General features: G+C 70.0%; 11 protein-coding genes, 1 pseudogene and 1 riboswitch. Of the genes and pseudogenes, 7 read left to right on the top strand and 5 right to left on the bottom strand.

The annotated features are described in order from the left end of the window. Positions 1 to 15 precede the first annotated feature (15 nt). The 4 genes and pseudogenes from AC5Y2S_RS16355 to AC5Y2S_RS16340 all read left to right on the top strand — a co-directional run. On the top strand, positions 16 to 297 hold the full coding sequence (locus AC5Y2S_RS16355; RefSeq protein WP_499879391.1) for a DUF1490 family protein: 282 nt from the start codon (positions 16 to 18) through the stop codon (positions 295 to 297). 58 nt (positions 298 to 355) lie between these two features. After that, positions 356 to 2,449 carry a manganese-exporting P-type ATPase CtpC gene (gene ctpC / locus AC5Y2S_RS16350; RefSeq protein ID WP_499957405.1) on the top strand — a complete coding sequence of 698 codons (2,094 nt, stop codon included), beginning with the start codon at positions 356 to 358 and terminating at the stop codon, positions 2,447 to 2,449. A gap of 74 nt (positions 2,450 to 2,523) precedes the next feature. Further along, on the top strand, positions 2,524 to 3,594 hold the full coding sequence (locus tag AC5Y2S_RS16345) for a helix-turn-helix transcriptional regulator (protein ID WP_499957138.1): 1,071 nt from the start codon (positions 2,524 to 2,526) through the stop codon (positions 3,592 to 3,594). Between the two features lie 272 nt (positions 3,595 to 3,866). Beyond that, a pseudogene (locus tag AC5Y2S_RS16340) lies at positions 3,867 to 5,420 on the top strand (PE domain-containing protein); the annotation flags it as partial. Between the two features lie 27 nt (positions 5,421 to 5,447). Here AC5Y2S_RS16340 and AC5Y2S_RS16335 read toward each other — a convergent pair. Continuing rightward, entirely contained in the window at positions 5,448 to 7,091 is a 1,644-nt protein-coding gene (locus AC5Y2S_RS16335; RefSeq protein ID WP_499957137.1) for an AMP-binding protein, read from the bottom strand. A gap of 91 nt (positions 7,092 to 7,182) precedes the next feature. After that, positions 7,183 to 7,346, top strand: a riboswitch (cobalamin riboswitch). 42 nt (positions 7,347 to 7,388) lie between these two features. Between AC5Y2S_RS16335 and AC5Y2S_RS16330 the strand changes: the two genes are divergently transcribed. After that, on the top strand, positions 7,389 to 8,954 hold the full coding sequence (locus AC5Y2S_RS16330; protein ID WP_499957136.1) for a PPE family protein: 1,566 nt from the start codon (positions 7,389 to 7,391) through the stop codon (positions 8,952 to 8,954). Positions 8,955 to 8,958: 4 nt separating this feature from the next. Here the strand turns inward: AC5Y2S_RS16330 and AC5Y2S_RS16325 are convergent, their stop codons facing one another. Then, positions 8,959 to 9,615, bottom strand: a complete 657-nt coding sequence (locus AC5Y2S_RS16325; RefSeq protein WP_499957135.1) for a cation efflux transmembrane domain-containing protein — start codon at positions 9,613 to 9,615, stop codon at positions 8,959 to 8,961. Between the two features lie 154 nt (positions 9,616 to 9,769). On the opposite strand from AC5Y2S_RS16325, the gene AC5Y2S_RS16320 reads away from it, so the two are divergent. Both AC5Y2S_RS16320 and AC5Y2S_RS16315 read left to right on the top strand, forming a co-directional pair. Next, positions 9,770 to 10,684, top strand: coding sequence for a class I SAM-dependent methyltransferase (locus AC5Y2S_RS16320; RefSeq protein ID WP_499957134.1), 915 nt, complete (start codon positions 9,770 to 9,772; stop codon positions 10,682 to 10,684). Between the two features lie 13 nt (positions 10,685 to 10,697). Next, positions 10,698 to 11,873, top strand: coding sequence for a CoA transferase (locus AC5Y2S_RS16315; protein WP_499957133.1), 1,176 nt, complete (start codon positions 10,698 to 10,700; stop codon positions 11,871 to 11,873). Here the strand turns inward: AC5Y2S_RS16315 and AC5Y2S_RS16310 are convergent. From AC5Y2S_RS16310 to AC5Y2S_RS16300, 3 genes are read right to left on the bottom strand one after another with little or no spacing between them, the layout of a single operon-like run. Then, positions 11,870 to 12,319 carry a response regulator gene (locus tag AC5Y2S_RS16310; RefSeq protein ID WP_499901474.1) on the bottom strand — a complete coding sequence of 150 codons (450 nt, stop codon included), beginning with the start codon at positions 12,317 to 12,319 and terminating at the stop codon, positions 11,870 to 11,872. The genes AC5Y2S_RS16315 and AC5Y2S_RS16310 overlap by 4 nt on opposite strands. Continuing rightward, positions 12,294 to 13,877, bottom strand: a complete 1,584-nt coding sequence (locus AC5Y2S_RS16305) for a sensor histidine kinase (RefSeq protein ID WP_499957132.1) — start codon at positions 13,875 to 13,877, stop codon at positions 12,294 to 12,296. The genes AC5Y2S_RS16310 and AC5Y2S_RS16305 overlap by 26 nt, the downstream gene beginning before the upstream one ends. After that, positions 13,874 to 15,055: a PP2C family protein-serine/threonine phosphatase gene (locus AC5Y2S_RS16300; protein ID WP_499957131.1), complete on the bottom strand. Its 1,182-nt coding sequence runs from the start codon at positions 15,053 to 15,055 to the stop codon at positions 13,874 to 13,876. The genes AC5Y2S_RS16305 and AC5Y2S_RS16300 overlap by 4 nt, the downstream gene beginning before the upstream one ends. Positions 15,056 to 15,239: the final 184 nt, after the last annotated feature.

Here is a 15,239-nt window from a genome sequence, read left to right as displayed (position 1 = left end):
AGGAAGGGTGCGGCGATGGCGGTCTACGGGCTCCTGGCAAAGGCGGCGGGGACGGTGGTCACCGGGCTGGTGGGCGTGACGGCCTACGAGGTGGTGCGCAAGGCCATGGCCAAGGCGCCGCTGCACGAGACCGCCGTGTCGGCGGCGGAGCTGGGGCTGCGCGGTACCCGCAAGGCCGAGGAGGCCGCCGAGTCGGCGCGCCTCAAGCTCGCCGACGTCATGGCCGAGGCCCGCGAGCGCATCGGCGAGGAGGCGCCCACGCCGTCCGTCACCGAGGCCCACGAGCACGACCACTGATCGCGTGACGCAGGCGAAAGACCCCGCCCTGCATGTGCTTTCGGACGCGGCCGGGCGCATGCGGGTCTCGGTCGGGTGGGTGCGCGCCAACTCGAGGCGCGCCGTGGCGGTCGAGGAGGCCGTCGGCAAGGTGGCGGGGGTGCGCGCGGTGCACGCCTACCCGCGCACCGGCTCCGTGGTCGTCTGGTATTCGCCCCGCCGCGCCGACCGCTCGGCGATGCTGGACGCGGTCGCCGGCGCCGCCCGGGTCGCCGCGGAGCTGATCCCGGCGCGCGCGCCGCACTCGTCGGAGATCCGCAACACCGACGTGCTTCGCATGGTCATCGGCGGCGCCGCGCTGGCCCTGCTCGGCGTGCGCCGGTACGTGTTCGCGCGGCCGCCGCTGCTCGGCCCCAGCGGCCGGCTCTTCGCCACCGGCGTCACCGTCTTCACCGGCTACCCGTTCCTGCGCGGCGCGCTGCGCTCGCTGCGCTCCGGGCGGGCCGGCACCGACGCGCTGGTGTCGGCGGCCACCGTGGCGAGCCTGGTGCTGCGGGAGAACGTCGTGGCCCTCACCGTGCTGTGGCTGCTCAACATCGGCGAGTACCTGCAGGACCTGACGCTGCGGCGGACCCGCCGCGCCATCTCCGAGTTGCTGCGGGGCAGCCAGGACACGGCGTGGATCCGGCTGGCGGACGGCGAGATTCAGGTGCCGATCGACACCGTCGAAATCGGCGACGAGGTGGTCGTGCACGACCACGTCGCGATACCGGTGGACGGCGAGGTGGTCGACGGCGAGGCGATCGTCGACCAGTCGGCGATCACCGGCGAGAACCTGCCCGTTTCCATCATGGTCGGCGCGCACGTGCACGCCGGCTCGGTCGTGGTGCGCGGGCGGCTGGTGGTGCGCGCGCAGGCCGTCGGCAACCAGACCACCATCGGGCGGATCATCGCGCGGGTCGAGGAGGCGCAGCACGTCCGGGCGCCGATCCAGACGGTCGGCGAAAACTTCTCCCGCCGTTTCGTTCCCACCTCGTTCATCGTCTCGGCCATCACCCTGGCCGTCACCGGGGACGTCCGCCGGGCCATGACCATGCTGCTGATCGCGTGCCCGTGCGCGGTGGGCCTGGCCACCCCGACCGCGATCAGCGCGGCCATCGGCAACGGCGCGCGCCGCGGCATCCTGATCAAGGGCGGCTCCCACCTCGAACAGGCGGGCCAGGTCGACGCGATCGTCTTCGACAAGACCGGCACCCTGACCGTCGGGCGCCCCGTCGTCACCAATATCGTTGCGATGCATAAGGATTGGCAGCCGGAGCAGGTGCTGGCGTATGCGGCCAGCTCGGAGATCCACTCCCGCCATCCGCTGGCCGAGGCGGTGATCCGCTCGACCGAGGAACGCCACATCAGCATCCCGCCGCACGAGGAGTGCGAGGTGCTGGTGGGCATGGGCATGCGGACCTGGGCCGACGGCCGGACGCTGCTGCTGGGCAGCCCCTCGCTGTTGCAGTCCGAGAAGGTCAAGGTGTCGAAGAAGGCGAAGGAGTGGGTGGACAGGCTGCGCCGCCAGGCGGAGACGCCGTTGCTGCTCGCGGTGGACGGCAGCCTGGTCGGGCTGATCAGCCTGCGCGACGAGGTGCGGCCCGAGGCGGCCGCGGTGCTGAAGAAGTTGCGCGCCAGCGGGATTCGCCGGATCGTCATGCTCACCGGCGATCATCCCGAGATCGCCGAGGTGGTCGCCGCCGAGCTCGGGATCGACGAGTGGCGCGCCGAGGTGATGCCGGAGGACAAGCTCGAGGTGGTGCGCGAGCTGCAGGGCGACGGCTTCGTCGTCGGGATGGTCGGCGACGGCATCAACGACGCCCCGGCGCTGGCCGCCGCCGACATCGGGATCGCCATGGGCCTGGCCGGAACCGACGTGGCCGTCGAGACCGCCGACGTGGCGCTGGCCAACGACGACCTGCACCGCCTGCTCGACGTGCGCGACCTGGGCGCCCGGGCCGTCGACGTGATCCGGGAGAACTACGGCATGTCCATCGCCGTCAACGCGGCCGGGCTGATCATCGGCGCCGGCGGGGCGCTCTCCCCCGTGCTGGCCGCGATCCTGCACAACGCGTCGTCGGTCGCGGTGGTGGCCAACAGCTCCCGGCTGATCCGCTACCGGCTGGACTGAACCGCCCGCGAAAATACGGCAGACCACGTATGTTCTGCTCCAAGCGCGCCATATCGGAGCATCGGACTCGCAGAATGAGAAGTCTCAACAGCGATAGCCTCGCCGCCGTCATGGAGGTGGCGCTGGCGGCCTACGCGTTTGACGGGCTGGAGAGCTTTCGCCGCGAGCTGTTGCCTTGTGTGCGGCGTCTGATTCCAGGTGACCTGCATGGTTACAACGAGCTGGACTTGGAGACAGGCCAGGCAATCGTTTTTGTCGAGTCCCCGGAGGCGACCTACGCCGGACTTGTCGAGGCGTTCGCCGCGACCTCGCACCAGCATCCTGGAGTGCAGTTGTGTCAGCGTGGCGACTTCCGCCCCCACTTCCTCTCGGACCTGCTGACCACCCGCGAGTATCACCGCTTGGACCTCTACCAGGAGGTCTACCGGCACCTGGGGATGGAAGACCAGATCTATTTCAACCTCACCGAGTCGGCCAATTTGGTCACCGTCGCCATCAGCCGATCCCGGCGCAGCTTCACCGGGCGTCACCGCGCGATGGTCGAGCTGCTGGAACCACACTTGCGTCGCGCCTATCTACAAGCGCACCAACGCGATCTGGCCAAGGCGGTCATCGCGGCACAGGCGGCGGGCTTGGAAGAGGCGGACACGGCGGTGATCGTTCTCGACGACCGCGGGCACGTACTGCACGCATCGGGTTTGAGCCGACAGCTGCTCGACACGTATTTCCCGGGGCAACACGACATCGGCGGCATTCTGCCCGAATCGTTGGCCAACTGGCTGCACACTGGCAACGGCGACGTCCTCAACAGCATGTGCGTCACCCGGCCGCAGGGCCGGCTGCGGGTTCGCGCCCTGTCCGGTCGCACCGCCGAGGGATGGCGCACCCTGCTGCTCGATGAGCTGCCCGCCGATCCCCTGCCCTCTGTCGAATCACTACTCGCCCTGGGGCTGACGAACCGTCAAGCGGAGGTGCTACGCCTACTTTCCAACGGAAACAGCACCCAGACGATTGCCGACCAGCTGTACCTCAGCCCCGCCACGATCCGCAAACACCTCGAAAACATCTACACCCGACTCGGGGCGCGATCCCGGACCGAAGCCGTTGCGATGGCCCTGCGACAGGGCCATCGCCCAGTCCGCTAAGCGTCGGATCGCCCGAACTCGTTGGCGCGCAACCTATCTCATTGGATAACACACCGAGAGGCCTTCCGTCTCCACAGTTTGGATAGCTGAGCGAGTCGGCAGGGGCCAGCTCGACCAGCCTCGGCGAAGATACGCGCTTTGCCGTATGTCGTGCCGCTCAGTGGCGAAATAAACTGCCGTTCAACCACGCCCCCGGCGTGGTCAAGCCTCTGACCTGGTGGGCGGCGGGAACGACCGGTGAAAGGCCAGCTATGACCTACCTGATCGCAGCTCCGGACCTAATGGCCCAGACGGCAACCGAGGTCGCCGATATCAGATCAACCCTCACCGCAGCCCACGCCGCGGCGGCGTCCTCGACGACGACGGTGACCGCGATGGCCGCCGACGAAGTCTCGGCGGCCATCGCCGCGCTGTTTGCCGGTCACGGCCAGCAATTCGCCGCGCTGGGCAGGCAAGCCGGGGCGTTTCACGATGAGTTCGTGCGGGCACTGGCCGCGGCGGGAAGCGCATATGCGGGCGCCGAGGCCGCCAGCGTGGCGCCGCTGCAAACCCCCGCGCAGACGCTGCAGGACCTCCTCGCCACCCTGCCCAACCTGGGCGTCGGCAACAAGGGCAACGCGAACGTGGGCAGCGGGAACACCGGCAGCCAAAACCTCGGCAGCGGAAATACCGGCAACTCCAACCTCGGTGGCGGAAACAACGGCAGCGGCAACGCCGGCCCGGGGAACTTCGGCAACTCCAACATCGGCGGCGGCAACGCCGGCAACGCGAACTTCGGTTTCGGCAACACCGGCACCAGCTACCTCACCTCGACGGACGGCGCCGACCACAACGTGGGCATGGGCAATACCGGCAACAACAACGCAGGCTTCGGCAACACCGGCGCCTACAACACCGGCGGCGGGAACACCGGCAACGGAAACATCGGCGCCGGCAACACCGGGAACAACAACATCGGCTTCGGGCTGACCGGCAGCAACGAAATCGGCATCGGCAACACGTATTTCAACACCGCGACCAATCAGTTCAGCTTCGGCGGGCTGAACTCGGGCAGCGGCAACATCGGCCTGTTCAACTCGGGCAACAACAACGTCGGCTTCTTCAACTCCGGCGACGGCAACATCGGCATGTTCAACACCGGCAGCAACACCTATAACGCGAACATTCCCAACAACTTCGGCTTCGGCAACTCCGGCGCCGTCAGCACCGGCATCGGCAACTCCGGCGGCTACGACACCGGCTTCGGGAACTCCGGCGCGCAGGACACCGGCTTCGTGAACGCGGGCGCGGTGAACACCGGTGCCGGCAACGCGGGCTTGGCCAACACCGGCTTCGGCAATTCGGGGAACTTCAACACGGGCAACGGGAATTCGGGCAGCACCAACACGGGCTACTGGAATTCGGGCAACGTCAACACCGGCTTCGGGGCCGCCACCGACAGCGGCGCGGCGAATTCGGGCTTCGGCAACACCGGAACCGGTGTGTCCGGCTTCTTCAACTCGACCACCGGCGGGTCCGGCGGCGATGGCGATGTCTCGGGCTTCGGCAACAACTTCAGCGGCTCGGACTCCCTCTTCGGTTTTGACGGCGTGGGCTCGGGCTTCTTCAACTCGGCCAGCGGACCGTCGTTCTTCAACGGCGACGTCTCGGGCATCTTCAACTCGGCCACCGGTGGGTCCGTCGTCAACGGCGAGAATTCCGGCTTCTTCAACGTCGGCATCCCGGGCAGCGTGGTGGGGCCCGGCAGTAGCGGTCAGCTCTCCGGGTTGTTCAACACCGGCACCCTCGTGTCCGGGCTCTTCAGCCTGAGCCGCCTGCTGCCCTGAGGCCCTCGGCGGAAGCAGGCCAACAGCTCACGGCTGATCCGGTACCGACTGGACCGATTGCGCCGCTTGCACGCCCAGCAGCCGCTTGAGCACCTTGCCGCCGGCGTTGCGGGGCAACGCGTCGACGAACAGCACGTCGCGGGGAGTCTTGAAGCGCGCCAACCGGTTCCGCACATACTCCTGGACGTCGCGCTCGGTCAGCGACGCGCCCGCCCGCGGCACGACGTAGGCGCGCAGTCGCTGCCCGAACTCGTCGTCGTCGACGCCGACGACAGCCACGTCGAGGATGTCGGGGTGCTGCGCAAGCGCATCCTCGACCTCGCCCGGGTAGACGTTCTCCCCACCGGACACGATCATCTCGTCGTCGCGCCCGTCGATGAACAGCCGGCCGGCGGCGTCGAAATGACCGACGTCGCCGGTGGACATCATGCCCCCGATCGACTCCTTGGTGCCGCCGCCCGTGTACCCCTCGAAGGCGAGCACGTTGCCGACGAAGATCCGTCCCGGCGTCCCGACGGGCGCCTCCTGCCCCTCGCCGGTGAAAACCTTGACCACCGACCCGGGCACCACCCCACCGACGCACCCCGGCGCGACGGACAGGTCGGCCGGCGTGGCGATGGTGGCGTAGGCGACCTCGGTCGAGCCGTACATGTTGTAGACGACGGGCCCCAGGTCCCGCAGGGCCCGGGTGGCGAGCGCGGCGCCGAGCTGGGATCCGCCGACGAACACGATGCGCAACGAGGTCAGATCGTGCTCGGCCAGCGCCGAGAAGCCCAGGTCGAGAATGCGCCGCAGCATGACCGGCACGACGATCATCGCGCTGGCCCGGTGCGCGGCCACGCTGTCCAGCGTCCGCTCGGCGTCGAAGTGCCGGCGCAACACCAGCGTCGAGCCCAGCACCATCGCGTACATCGCATGGCTGAAGCCCATCGAATGAAACAGCGGCACACAGCATTCGGTGACTTCCCGACCCCTAAACGGCACCTTGCCGAGCAGCCCGCCGACCGGGATCAGCGAGGCGGGCTCGGAGCGCAGGGCGCCCTTCGGGACACCGGTCGTCCCGCTGGTCGAGATGACGATCTTGGGCCGGCCGCCGGAGCTGGGGGGCGGGCCGGGGTCGCCGCGCTCGATCAGCGCATCGAGGGTGTCGGCCCCCGGCGTGTCCGCCCACGCCCGAAGGCGGCCCAATCGCGGATGGGCGTCGGCGACCACGCCGGCGTACTCCTCGTCGTAGACCAGGAGGTCGGCACCCTCGCGGGCCAGCACCTCGGCCAGCTGGGTGCGACCGAAGCCGGTGTTGAGCAGCAGCACACCGGCGCCCGACTTGGCGGTGGCGAAGACCGCCTCCAGGAAGCCCCGGTGATTGCCGGTCAGGATTGCCACGCTGGCGCCCGGGCCGAGGCCGCGCCGGCGGAACTCGTTGGCCAGCGCGTTGGTTTGCTCGTCCAGCTCGCCGAACGTCAGCGGCCCACGCTCGTCGATCAGCGCCAGCCCGTCGCGATCCCGCGCGGCCGCGATCACCGTCGCCGCGCCCATCAGGCCGTAGCGGTCGAGCGCGCGGAGCACCGGCGCGATCCGGCCGGGCGGCATCGTTCGCAATCCCCCGGACCGGGCATACATCAGCAGCGACGAAGCTTCCAACCCGAGACGCCTGAGCAGTTTCGCGGTCATTGCTTTAACTCTGCCGATCGATCGCGGCGTGGCTTAGGGCGCAACGCCACCCCCTGCCGGGACTTTGGTCACGGCGCGGCAACCGCGGGCGTGCAACAATACTGCGCGTAAGGCGATGACGATGCAGGAAGCCGGTGCGAATCCGGCGCGGTCCCGCCACTGTCATCGGGGAGCGACCCTCAGCAGCCACGGCGTGAGCTGGAAGGCGAGGCGAGCAGCGATCCGAGAGCCAGGACACTCGCGTCGTCGCATCCTGCGACCCGGGGCGGTGTACCCCGAGAGAGCTGGCAATCCCTCATGCCACATTCGTCATGGCATCGCGCCCCGATCTGGATGGCGTCCCCGCCGGAAGTGCATTCAGCGTTGATCGGCAGCGGCCCCGGGCCGGGTGCGTTGCTCGCGGCCGCCGCGGCGTGGGGTGCGCTCAGCACCGAATACGCGGCGGCGGCAAAGGAACTCGAGGCGCTACTGGCCGCGGTGCGGGCGGGCTCGTGGGCCGGGCCGGCCGCCGAGTCCCATGCGGCCGCGCACGCCCCGTATCTGGCGTGGCTGGAGCGGGCCGGCGCGGACAGCGCCGCGACGGCCGCCCAGCAGGAGATCGCAGCCGCCGCCTACGCCGCCGCGCTGGCGGCGATGCCGACCCTGGCGGAGCTGGCCGCCAACCACGCGACCCACGCGGGGTTGGTGGCGACGAATTTCTTTGGCATCAATACGATCCCGATCGCGCTGAACGAGGCCGACTATGCGCGGATGTGGATTCAGGCCGCGACCGTGATGAGCGCGTATCAGGGCGCGACGACGGCGGCGGTGGCGGCGGCACCCCGGACCACCGCGGCGCCGCAGATCGTGACGGCCGATGCGCTCGTGGCCGCGGCCGCCGCGCCATTACCCCCCGACCGGCAGGACGACGTCCTGCAATGGTTGCAGCAGAACGGGTTTACCGACTTCTACTACGCCCACCTGCAGCCGTTGATCGACTCGCTGATGCTCGACCCGTTTTTCCAGTCGCTGTTCTCCGGCTTCGATCCGTGGCTGCCCGTGCTCGGCAATCCCCTGAGCTTCCTCAGCCCGTTCAACATCGCGTTCGCCCTCGGCTACCCGATGGATTTCGGTTCGTACTCCGCCTTTCTGGCGGAAACGTTCGCGTTCATCGCGGTGGATGTCACCGCGGCGCTCGCCTCGGGTAATCCCACGACCATCGGCTGGACCCTGGTTTTCGTCACCGTCGAGGCCGTCGGCACGATCATCACCGACACTATCGCGTTGCTCAAGACCCTGCTGGAGCAGAACATCGTGCTGCTCGCGGTCTTCCTGCCGCTGATCAGCGCCTCCTTGGCGCCGCTGGCCGCCGTCCCCGCCACGCTGGGCGGCCTGTCCGGCCTGGCCGGCATCAAGGGCCTGATCGTCGTGGTGCCGCCCGCGCTGCCCGCCGCCATGCCGCCGGTGGTCGCGCTCGCCCCGGCCATGCCGGCCCCGAGCCCGCCGCCGCCCGCTCCGGTCCCGGCGCCGGCTCCGGCCGCCGCGACGGCGGCCGCTCCCACCGCCGGGCCGCCGCCGCCGGCCGGTACGCCACCGACGCTGACCGGGGCGGCCATGGGCGTCGGCATGGACGGCTCGGCCTACCTGGTCGGTGGGCTGAGCGCGGATACTCGTCGGGCGGCGGGCGCCGCCGCGCGGAAGGGGGCGCCGGAGCCGGACAGCGCCGAGGCTCCGGTGGTCGCCGCGACGCCCGAGGAAGCCGGATCGCCGCGGCGCCGCCGTCGGCCCAAAGCGACGCGGCCGGGCCGTGGCTACGAATACATGGACCCCGAGCCCGAGGCGCCGCGGCTGCCGATGCTCCCCCGGACGTGGGAACCGCAGTGACGGCTCAGCAGCCGCAGGAGTGGCCGCGCCAGGTCCGGACGCCCTGCCAGGCCGCGGCCCCGGCGACCCCAAGACCCACCGCGGGGTCAACCCACCACGCGCCCGACCAAAGTCCCGTCAGCGCGAGGGTGATCAGCACCCCGGCGGCCTGCACGCCGCACAGGTAGTTCTGCGTGCCTTCGCCCTCGGTGGCCTCCGAGCCGAGCCGCGCGCCCAGTCGGCGGTTGGCCCGCCCGAGGATCGGCATCAGCACCAGGCCGAGGGCGGCGAGCGCGATGCCGATCACCGACGTCTCGGCGTGGTGCTCCTCGGTCAGGTCCCGGATGGATTCGGCGGCGATGTACGGGGCGGTCAGCCAGAACGACACCGCCACACCGCGTTGCGCGCGCCGCTCGGCCGTCTCGGAGAGCTCCCGTGCGCCGCTGAACCGCCAGATCACCATCGCGCTGGCCAGCGCCTCGGCCCCGCCGCCGAGCGCCCACCCGGTCAGCGCGATGGACCCGACCGCCAGTCCCTGCCACAAGCCGACGCCGCCCTCGACAAGCACCACGACCAGGCTGATCCAGGCCAACTGGCGCGCCCACCGGGCGTCGGTCCGCCAGCCCACATCCCGGCTCCCGGCGGCGTGGCATTCGCCGACGACGGCGGGCGAAATGGTCATTGCGCGAGGCTAGCGACGGCGGGGTGGGCCTGCGGGCCCGCACACGCGGACGTAACACAACCGTGTCCGGGCTCTTACACACCGCACCCGCGGGCGGCCGGCGCCCGGGCGCCGTCGTTATTGTGGCTAACCAGTAGCGGCGAGAAGGGACGGCATGGCGCGCACCGACAACGACACCTGGGACCTGGCGACCAGCGTGGGAGCCACCGCCACCATGGTGGCCGCGGGACGCGCCCGCGCGACCCGGGACGCGCTGATCGACGACCCGTTCGCCGAGCCGCTGGTGCGCGCCGTCGGAGTCGACTTCATGACCCGGTGGGCCGCCGGCGAATTGAGCACCGAGGACGTCGACATGCCCGGCGCCCCGTGGGGTATGCAGCGCATGACCGACATGATGGCCGCCCGCACCCGCCACATCGACGCGTTCCTCGCGGAGGCGCAAAGCGCGGGCATCCGCCAGGTGGTGATCCTGGCCTCCGGCCTGGACGCGCGCGCGTACCGGCTGCCGTGGGCGCCGGGCACGACGCTGTTCGAGATCGACCAGCCGCGGGTCATCGAGTTCAAGAGCGCCACCCTCGCCGAGCTCGGCGCCGGGCCCACCGCCGAGGTGCGTAACGTGCCGATCGACCTGCGCCACGACTGGCCGGAGGCTCTGCGGCAGGCCGGGTTCGACACCGCCCGCCCGGCCGCGTGGGTCGCCGAGGGCCTGCTCGGTTTCCTGCCGGGCGACGCCCAGGACCGGCTGCTCGACGACATCACCGCGCTGTCCGCCGACGGCAGCCGGCTGATGGCCGAGGTCTTCTTCAACACGGGCGTCAGCGGGGACGCGCTCAACGCGCCCAGCGAGAAGTGGCGGGAGAACGGCCTCGACATCGCGCTGGGCGACCTCGGTTTCCCGGGCGAGCGCAGCGACGTGGCGACCTACCTGACCGGGCGCGGCTGGCGGCCGTCCCGCACGCCGCTGAATCGGGTGTTGGCCGACGCGGGATTGCCGTTGCAACCCGAAGGCCCCGACGCCCCCTTCGCACGCAACTACTACTGCACCGCGGTGCTGCACCGGGCAGCCTAGAGGAAGGCCGCACATGCCAAACAGCAAGCCCGCCAAGCCACTTGACGGGTACCGGGTACTCGATTTCACCCAGAACATCGCCGGGCCGCTGGCGGGGCAGGTGCTGGCGGACCTGGGCGCCGAGGTGATCAAGGTGGAGGCCCCCGGCGGCGAGGCGGCCCGGCAGATCACCGCGGTCCTGCCCGGGCGCCCGCCGCTTCCGACCCTGTTCCTGCCCCACAACCGCGGCAAGAAATCGGTGGCGGTGGACCTCACCGACGACGAGAACAAGCAGCAGATCCTGCGGCTCGTCGACACCGCCGACGTTGTGCTGGAAGGGTTTCGGCCCGGGGTGATGGAACGGATGGGTCTGGGTCCCGACGAGCTGCGGGCGCGCAACCCGAGGCTGATCTACGCGCGGCTGTCGGCCTACGGCGGCAATGGCCCGCAGGGCAACCGGCCGGGCGTCGACCTGATGGTCGCCGCCGAGTCGGGCATGAGCACCGGGATGCCCACGCCGACCGGCAAGCCGCAAATCATCCCCTTCCAGCTCGTCGACGCCGCGAGCGGTCACGTGCTGGCCCAGGCGGTGCTGGCCGCGCTGCTCAACCGGGAGCGCCACGGGGTGGCCGACGTCGTCCGGGTCGCGATGTACGACGTCGCGGTCAACCTGCAGGCCAGCCAGCTCACCATCCACCTCAACAAGCCGAGCGAGCCGAAACTCGATTCGGAGCCGAAAGCCAAGAAGCGCAAGGGAGTTGGCTTCGCCACCCAGCCGTCGGACGCGTTCAGGGCCGCCGACGGCTACCTGGTGATCAGCGCGTACGTGCCCAAGCACTGGGCGAAGCTGTGCGAGATCATCGGCCGCCCCGAGCTGCTGACCGACGAGCGGTTCATCGACCAGCGTTCCCGCGCAATGAATTACCACGAATTGACCGAGGAGTTGGAATCGGCGCTGGCGGCCAAGACCGCGGCCGAATGGGTCCAGCTGCTGCAGGACGGCGGCCTGATGGCCTGCCACGCCTACACCTGGAAGCAGGTGGTCGGCACCCCGCTGTTCGCCGAGAACGAACTCGCCCTGCGGGTCGGCGGCGGCGAGGACGCCATCACGGTCGTGCGCATGCCGGCGCGCTACGCCAGCTTCGACGCCGCGGCCACCGATCCCCCGCCCGCGCCCGGGCAGCACAACGCGGAGTTCCTCACGGGCTAGAGCCCCGGGAGCCGCACCACCTGAATGAAGAACTCGTCGATCTGCCGAACCGCGTTGATGAACTGGTCGAGGTCGACCGGCTTGGTGACGTAGGCGTTGGCGTGCAGTTGGTAGCTGCGCAGGATGTCCTCCTCCGCCGAGGAGGTGGTGAGCACGACGACCGGTATGCGGGCCAGGTCCGGGTCGGACTTGACCTTCTCCAGCAGCTGTCGGCCGTCGTATTTCGGCAGGTTCAGGTCGAGCAGGACGAGGTCCGGTCGCGGCGCGTCCGCGTACGGACCGCGCCGGTAAAGGAAGTCCAGGCCCTCCTCGCCGTCGTGGGCGACGTGCAGGTTGTTCTTGAGCTTGTTGTGCTCGAACGCCTCTCGCGTGATCAGCTCGTCGCCCGGATCGTCCTCGACGAGCAGGATCTCGATCGCTCTACCGGCCGATGATGGCGATGTCATCGTGGCCTCCTTCCGAAGTCGCGATGGGCAGGGTGAACTGCAGCCGGGTTCCGTCGGTGTAGGTCGAGTCGACCCAGATGGCGCCGCCGTGCTGCTCGACGATCTTCTTGCACAGCGCCAGACCGACCCCGGTTCCCGAGTACGCCTCACGGCCGTGCAGCCGTTGGAAAATGATGAAGACCTTCTCGGCGAATTCTTCGGCAATGCCAATGCCGTTGTCCGACACGGACAATAGCCACTCGTCGGTACGCCGTTCGCAGTCGATGACCACGCGCGGCCGGCGGTCTTTGTGCCGGAACTTCACCGCGTTGCCGATCAGGTTCTGCCACAGCATGGTCAGCAGCGTGGGATCCCCGATGATGACCGGCAGCGGCTGCGCGGGCCGCACGATTTCGGCGTCCGTCTCCTCGATGGCGGCGGCGAGGTTGGCCAGGCCGTGGTCCAGCGCCGTGCCGAGGTCGACCTCGGTTTGCATGGTTGCCAGGCGACCCACGCGGGAGAAGGTGAGCAGGTCGTTGATCAGCACCTGCATGCGCTTGGCCCCGTCGACGGCGTAGCCGATGTATTCGATCCCGCGCTCGTCGAGCTGGTCGCCGTACCGCTTCTCGAGCAGCTGGCAGAACGAGGCGACCTTGCGCAGCGGCTCCTGCAGGTCGTGGGACGCGACGTAGGCGAACTGCTCGAGCTCGGCGTTCGAACGCCGCAATTCGACGGCCTGCTCGTCCAACAGGGCTCGGGCCGAACGCGATACCTCGAGCTCCTCGACGAGGCGCTTCCGCATGTTCTCCACATCGATTGCCATGCCGCGAATGTCCTTGGGACGCTTGGGCGGTGAGATGCTCTCGCCGAAGTCGCCCCGCGTGATCCGCCGGCACGCCGCGGCCAGCGCCGCCAGCGGGACGGTGACCGCGTCGCGCATCAACAGCCCGAGCGCGGCGGCCGTAGCGAAGAACAGCAGCACCATCGCCCCGAGCACCCTGTCCCGCCAGACATCGGTGCGCTGCAGATCGGCGGCCGCGCTCGCCGAGGCCCCCGCCAGGTTCGCGTTTTGCCTGTCGAAAAGCGCACGCAGATGGTCGAATTCGGCTTTGCCGCGTTCGGTGGCGGGCCGGTTCGTGACGTTCCGGGAGTCCGGGGCCACGCTGGCGATCGCCGGCTCGGCATAGTTCGTCCGCCAGTTGGCGGCGGCCTTCTCGATCGAGTCCAGGTCGGCGACCAGGTCCGCGCGCTGCCCCAGCCGGCGCCGGATGTCTTCGGCCGCTTCCCGTTCGGCGTGCTCGCCGTCGTAGTACGGGGTGAGGAACTGCCGATCGGCGGTGATCAGGTAGCCACGGACGCCCGTTTCCTGGTCCCGCAGCGCCGACTGCAGTTGGAACGCCGCCACCCGCGCGGGCTGGATCGCGTCGGTCAGCGTGCGCGACGTGTCGTCGGTGCGGTGCAGCAACAGCCCACCGATCACGGCGCCCGCGAGCACCATCACGCCCATGGTGGACAGCAGCAGCGCCTGCCATCCGCGCACGGTGAGCTGCGCCAGGCGCAGCGGGCGGACGGCGCTCACCGCGTCGTCCGCTCGACGCGCAGCACCGCGATGTCATCCGTGAGCCCGCCGCGGGGGCGGGCGAGTTCCTGCGCGCCGTCGATCAGGGCGTCGACGAACTGCGGACCGGGCAGCCGTGCGTGCGTGCGGGCCAGCGCCAGCAGGCCGTCCTCGCCCAGGCGCCGCGCGCCGTGCCCGGAGTATCCCTCGAAGAGCCCGTCGGTCAGCAGCAGCAGCCCGGTGCCCGGGGGCAGTTCGAGCTCGTGCCGCGGCCAGTCGTCGTTGCCCAGGCCCAGGGCCGGTCCGGCCGGTGGCTCGAGCCATTCCACCCCGTCGTCGCCGTGCAGCAGCATCCCCGGATGGCCGGCCCGGACGGCGGTGACGCCGGTGCCCTCTGGCTGGATTTCCAGGCTGAGCACCGTCGCGAAGATCCCCGTGCCGGTGCGTTCGGACTGCAGGACCCGCTCGAGCCGGCGCAGCAGCTCGACGCCATGCACGCCGGCGAAGGTGAGCGCGCGGAACGCGATGCGCAACGCCGCGCCCAGCGCCGCCTCGTGCGGTCCGTGGCCGGCGACGTCGCCGATCACGACGTGCACGACCCGGTCGGGCGTCTGCACGACGTCGTAGAAGTCCCCGCACAACAGCGCGTCCTCGCGGCTCGGCCGGTACCGGGCGACGATGTCGATGCCGGGCTCGTCGAGCAGCAGCGGCGACGGCAGCAGGCCGCGTTCCAGCAGCGCGTTCTCCCGGGCCCGCAGCCGGCTTGCGTGCAGGGCGGCCGCGATGAGCTCGGCCCGTTTGCGCTCGATCGCGTAGAGCAGCGCCCGCCGCAGCATCTCGGGTTCGACGCGCCCCTTGACGAGGTAGTCCTGCGCGCCGGCCGCGACCGCCGAGGCGCCGAAGTATTCGTCGTTCAACCCCGTCAGCACGACGATGGGGACCGTCGCGTCGCGCTTGGCGATGCGGTCCAGCGCGTCCATCCCGCTGGCGTCGGGCAGGTTCAGGTCCAGCAGCACGCAGTCGGGCCGCGCCGACGCAAGCTCCTCTTCCGCCTGCGCGATCGACTGCGCCCAGGTCACCCGGATGTCGGCAAGCGCGTCGGCGATCAGCTCTTCCACGAGCAGCGCGTCGGCGCGGTCGTCCTCGACCAACAGCAGCGACAGGGGAGAGCGCACGGGCATCAATTCCCGGTCACCCATGGAAGCCCATGGGAAGCCATGTCAGGCATTGGACGCTCCCCTGGCCGCGATAGGACTTTGCTCTGGGACGACGGTCGGAGTGGATAGCCGGTGCCTGTTTACCGACGCTGGGGTCGGACTTACCGGCCCATCTCGTTGCCGTCGGAGATCCTATTCGGTGCGCCGACGCGATCCCAAACGGAGC

The sequence above is a fragment of the Mycobacterium sp. NGS69 genome (assembly GCF_059812165.1).
Note: the sequence above shows the minus strand (reverse complement) of the source record. Positions and strands in the feature narration are given on the sequence as shown.

Excerpts from the sequence above, each read along its gene's own strand:
- AC5Y2S_RS16315 (WP_499957133.1), top strand. The coding sequence starts at position 10,698 with ATGCCAAACAGCAAGCCCGCCAAGCCACTTGACGGGTACCGGGTACTC.
- AC5Y2S_RS16310 (WP_499901474.1), bottom strand. The coding sequence starts at position 12,319 with ATGACATCGCCATCATCGGCCGGTAGAGCGATCGAGATCCTGCTCGTC.
- AC5Y2S_RS16300 (WP_499957131.1), bottom strand. The coding sequence starts at position 15,055 with ATGGGTGACCGGGAATTGATGCCCGTGCGCTCTCCCCTGTCGCTGCTG.
- AC5Y2S_RS16320 (WP_499957134.1), top strand. The coding sequence starts at position 9,770 with ATGGCGCGCACCGACAACGACACCTGGGACCTGGCGACCAGCGTGGGA.
- AC5Y2S_RS16335 (WP_499957137.1), bottom strand. The coding sequence starts at position 7,091 with ATGACCGCGAAACTGCTCAGGCGTCTCGGGTTGGAAGCTTCGTCGCTG.
- ctpC (WP_499957405.1), top strand. The coding sequence starts at position 356 with ATGCGGGTCTCGGTCGGGTGGGTGCGCGCCAACTCGAGGCGCGCCGTG.
- AC5Y2S_RS16330 (WP_499957136.1), top strand. The coding sequence starts at position 7,389 with ATGCCACATTCGTCATGGCATCGCGCCCCGATCTGGATGGCGTCCCCG.
- AC5Y2S_RS16325 (WP_499957135.1), bottom strand. The coding sequence starts at position 9,615 with ATGACCATTTCGCCCGCCGTCGTCGGCGAATGCCACGCCGCCGGGAGC.
- AC5Y2S_RS16345 (WP_499957138.1), top strand. The coding sequence starts at position 2,524 with ATGAGAAGTCTCAACAGCGATAGCCTCGCCGCCGTCATGGAGGTGGCG.
- AC5Y2S_RS16355 (WP_499879391.1), top strand. The coding sequence starts at position 16 with ATGGCGGTCTACGGGCTCCTGGCAAAGGCGGCGGGGACGGTGGTCACC.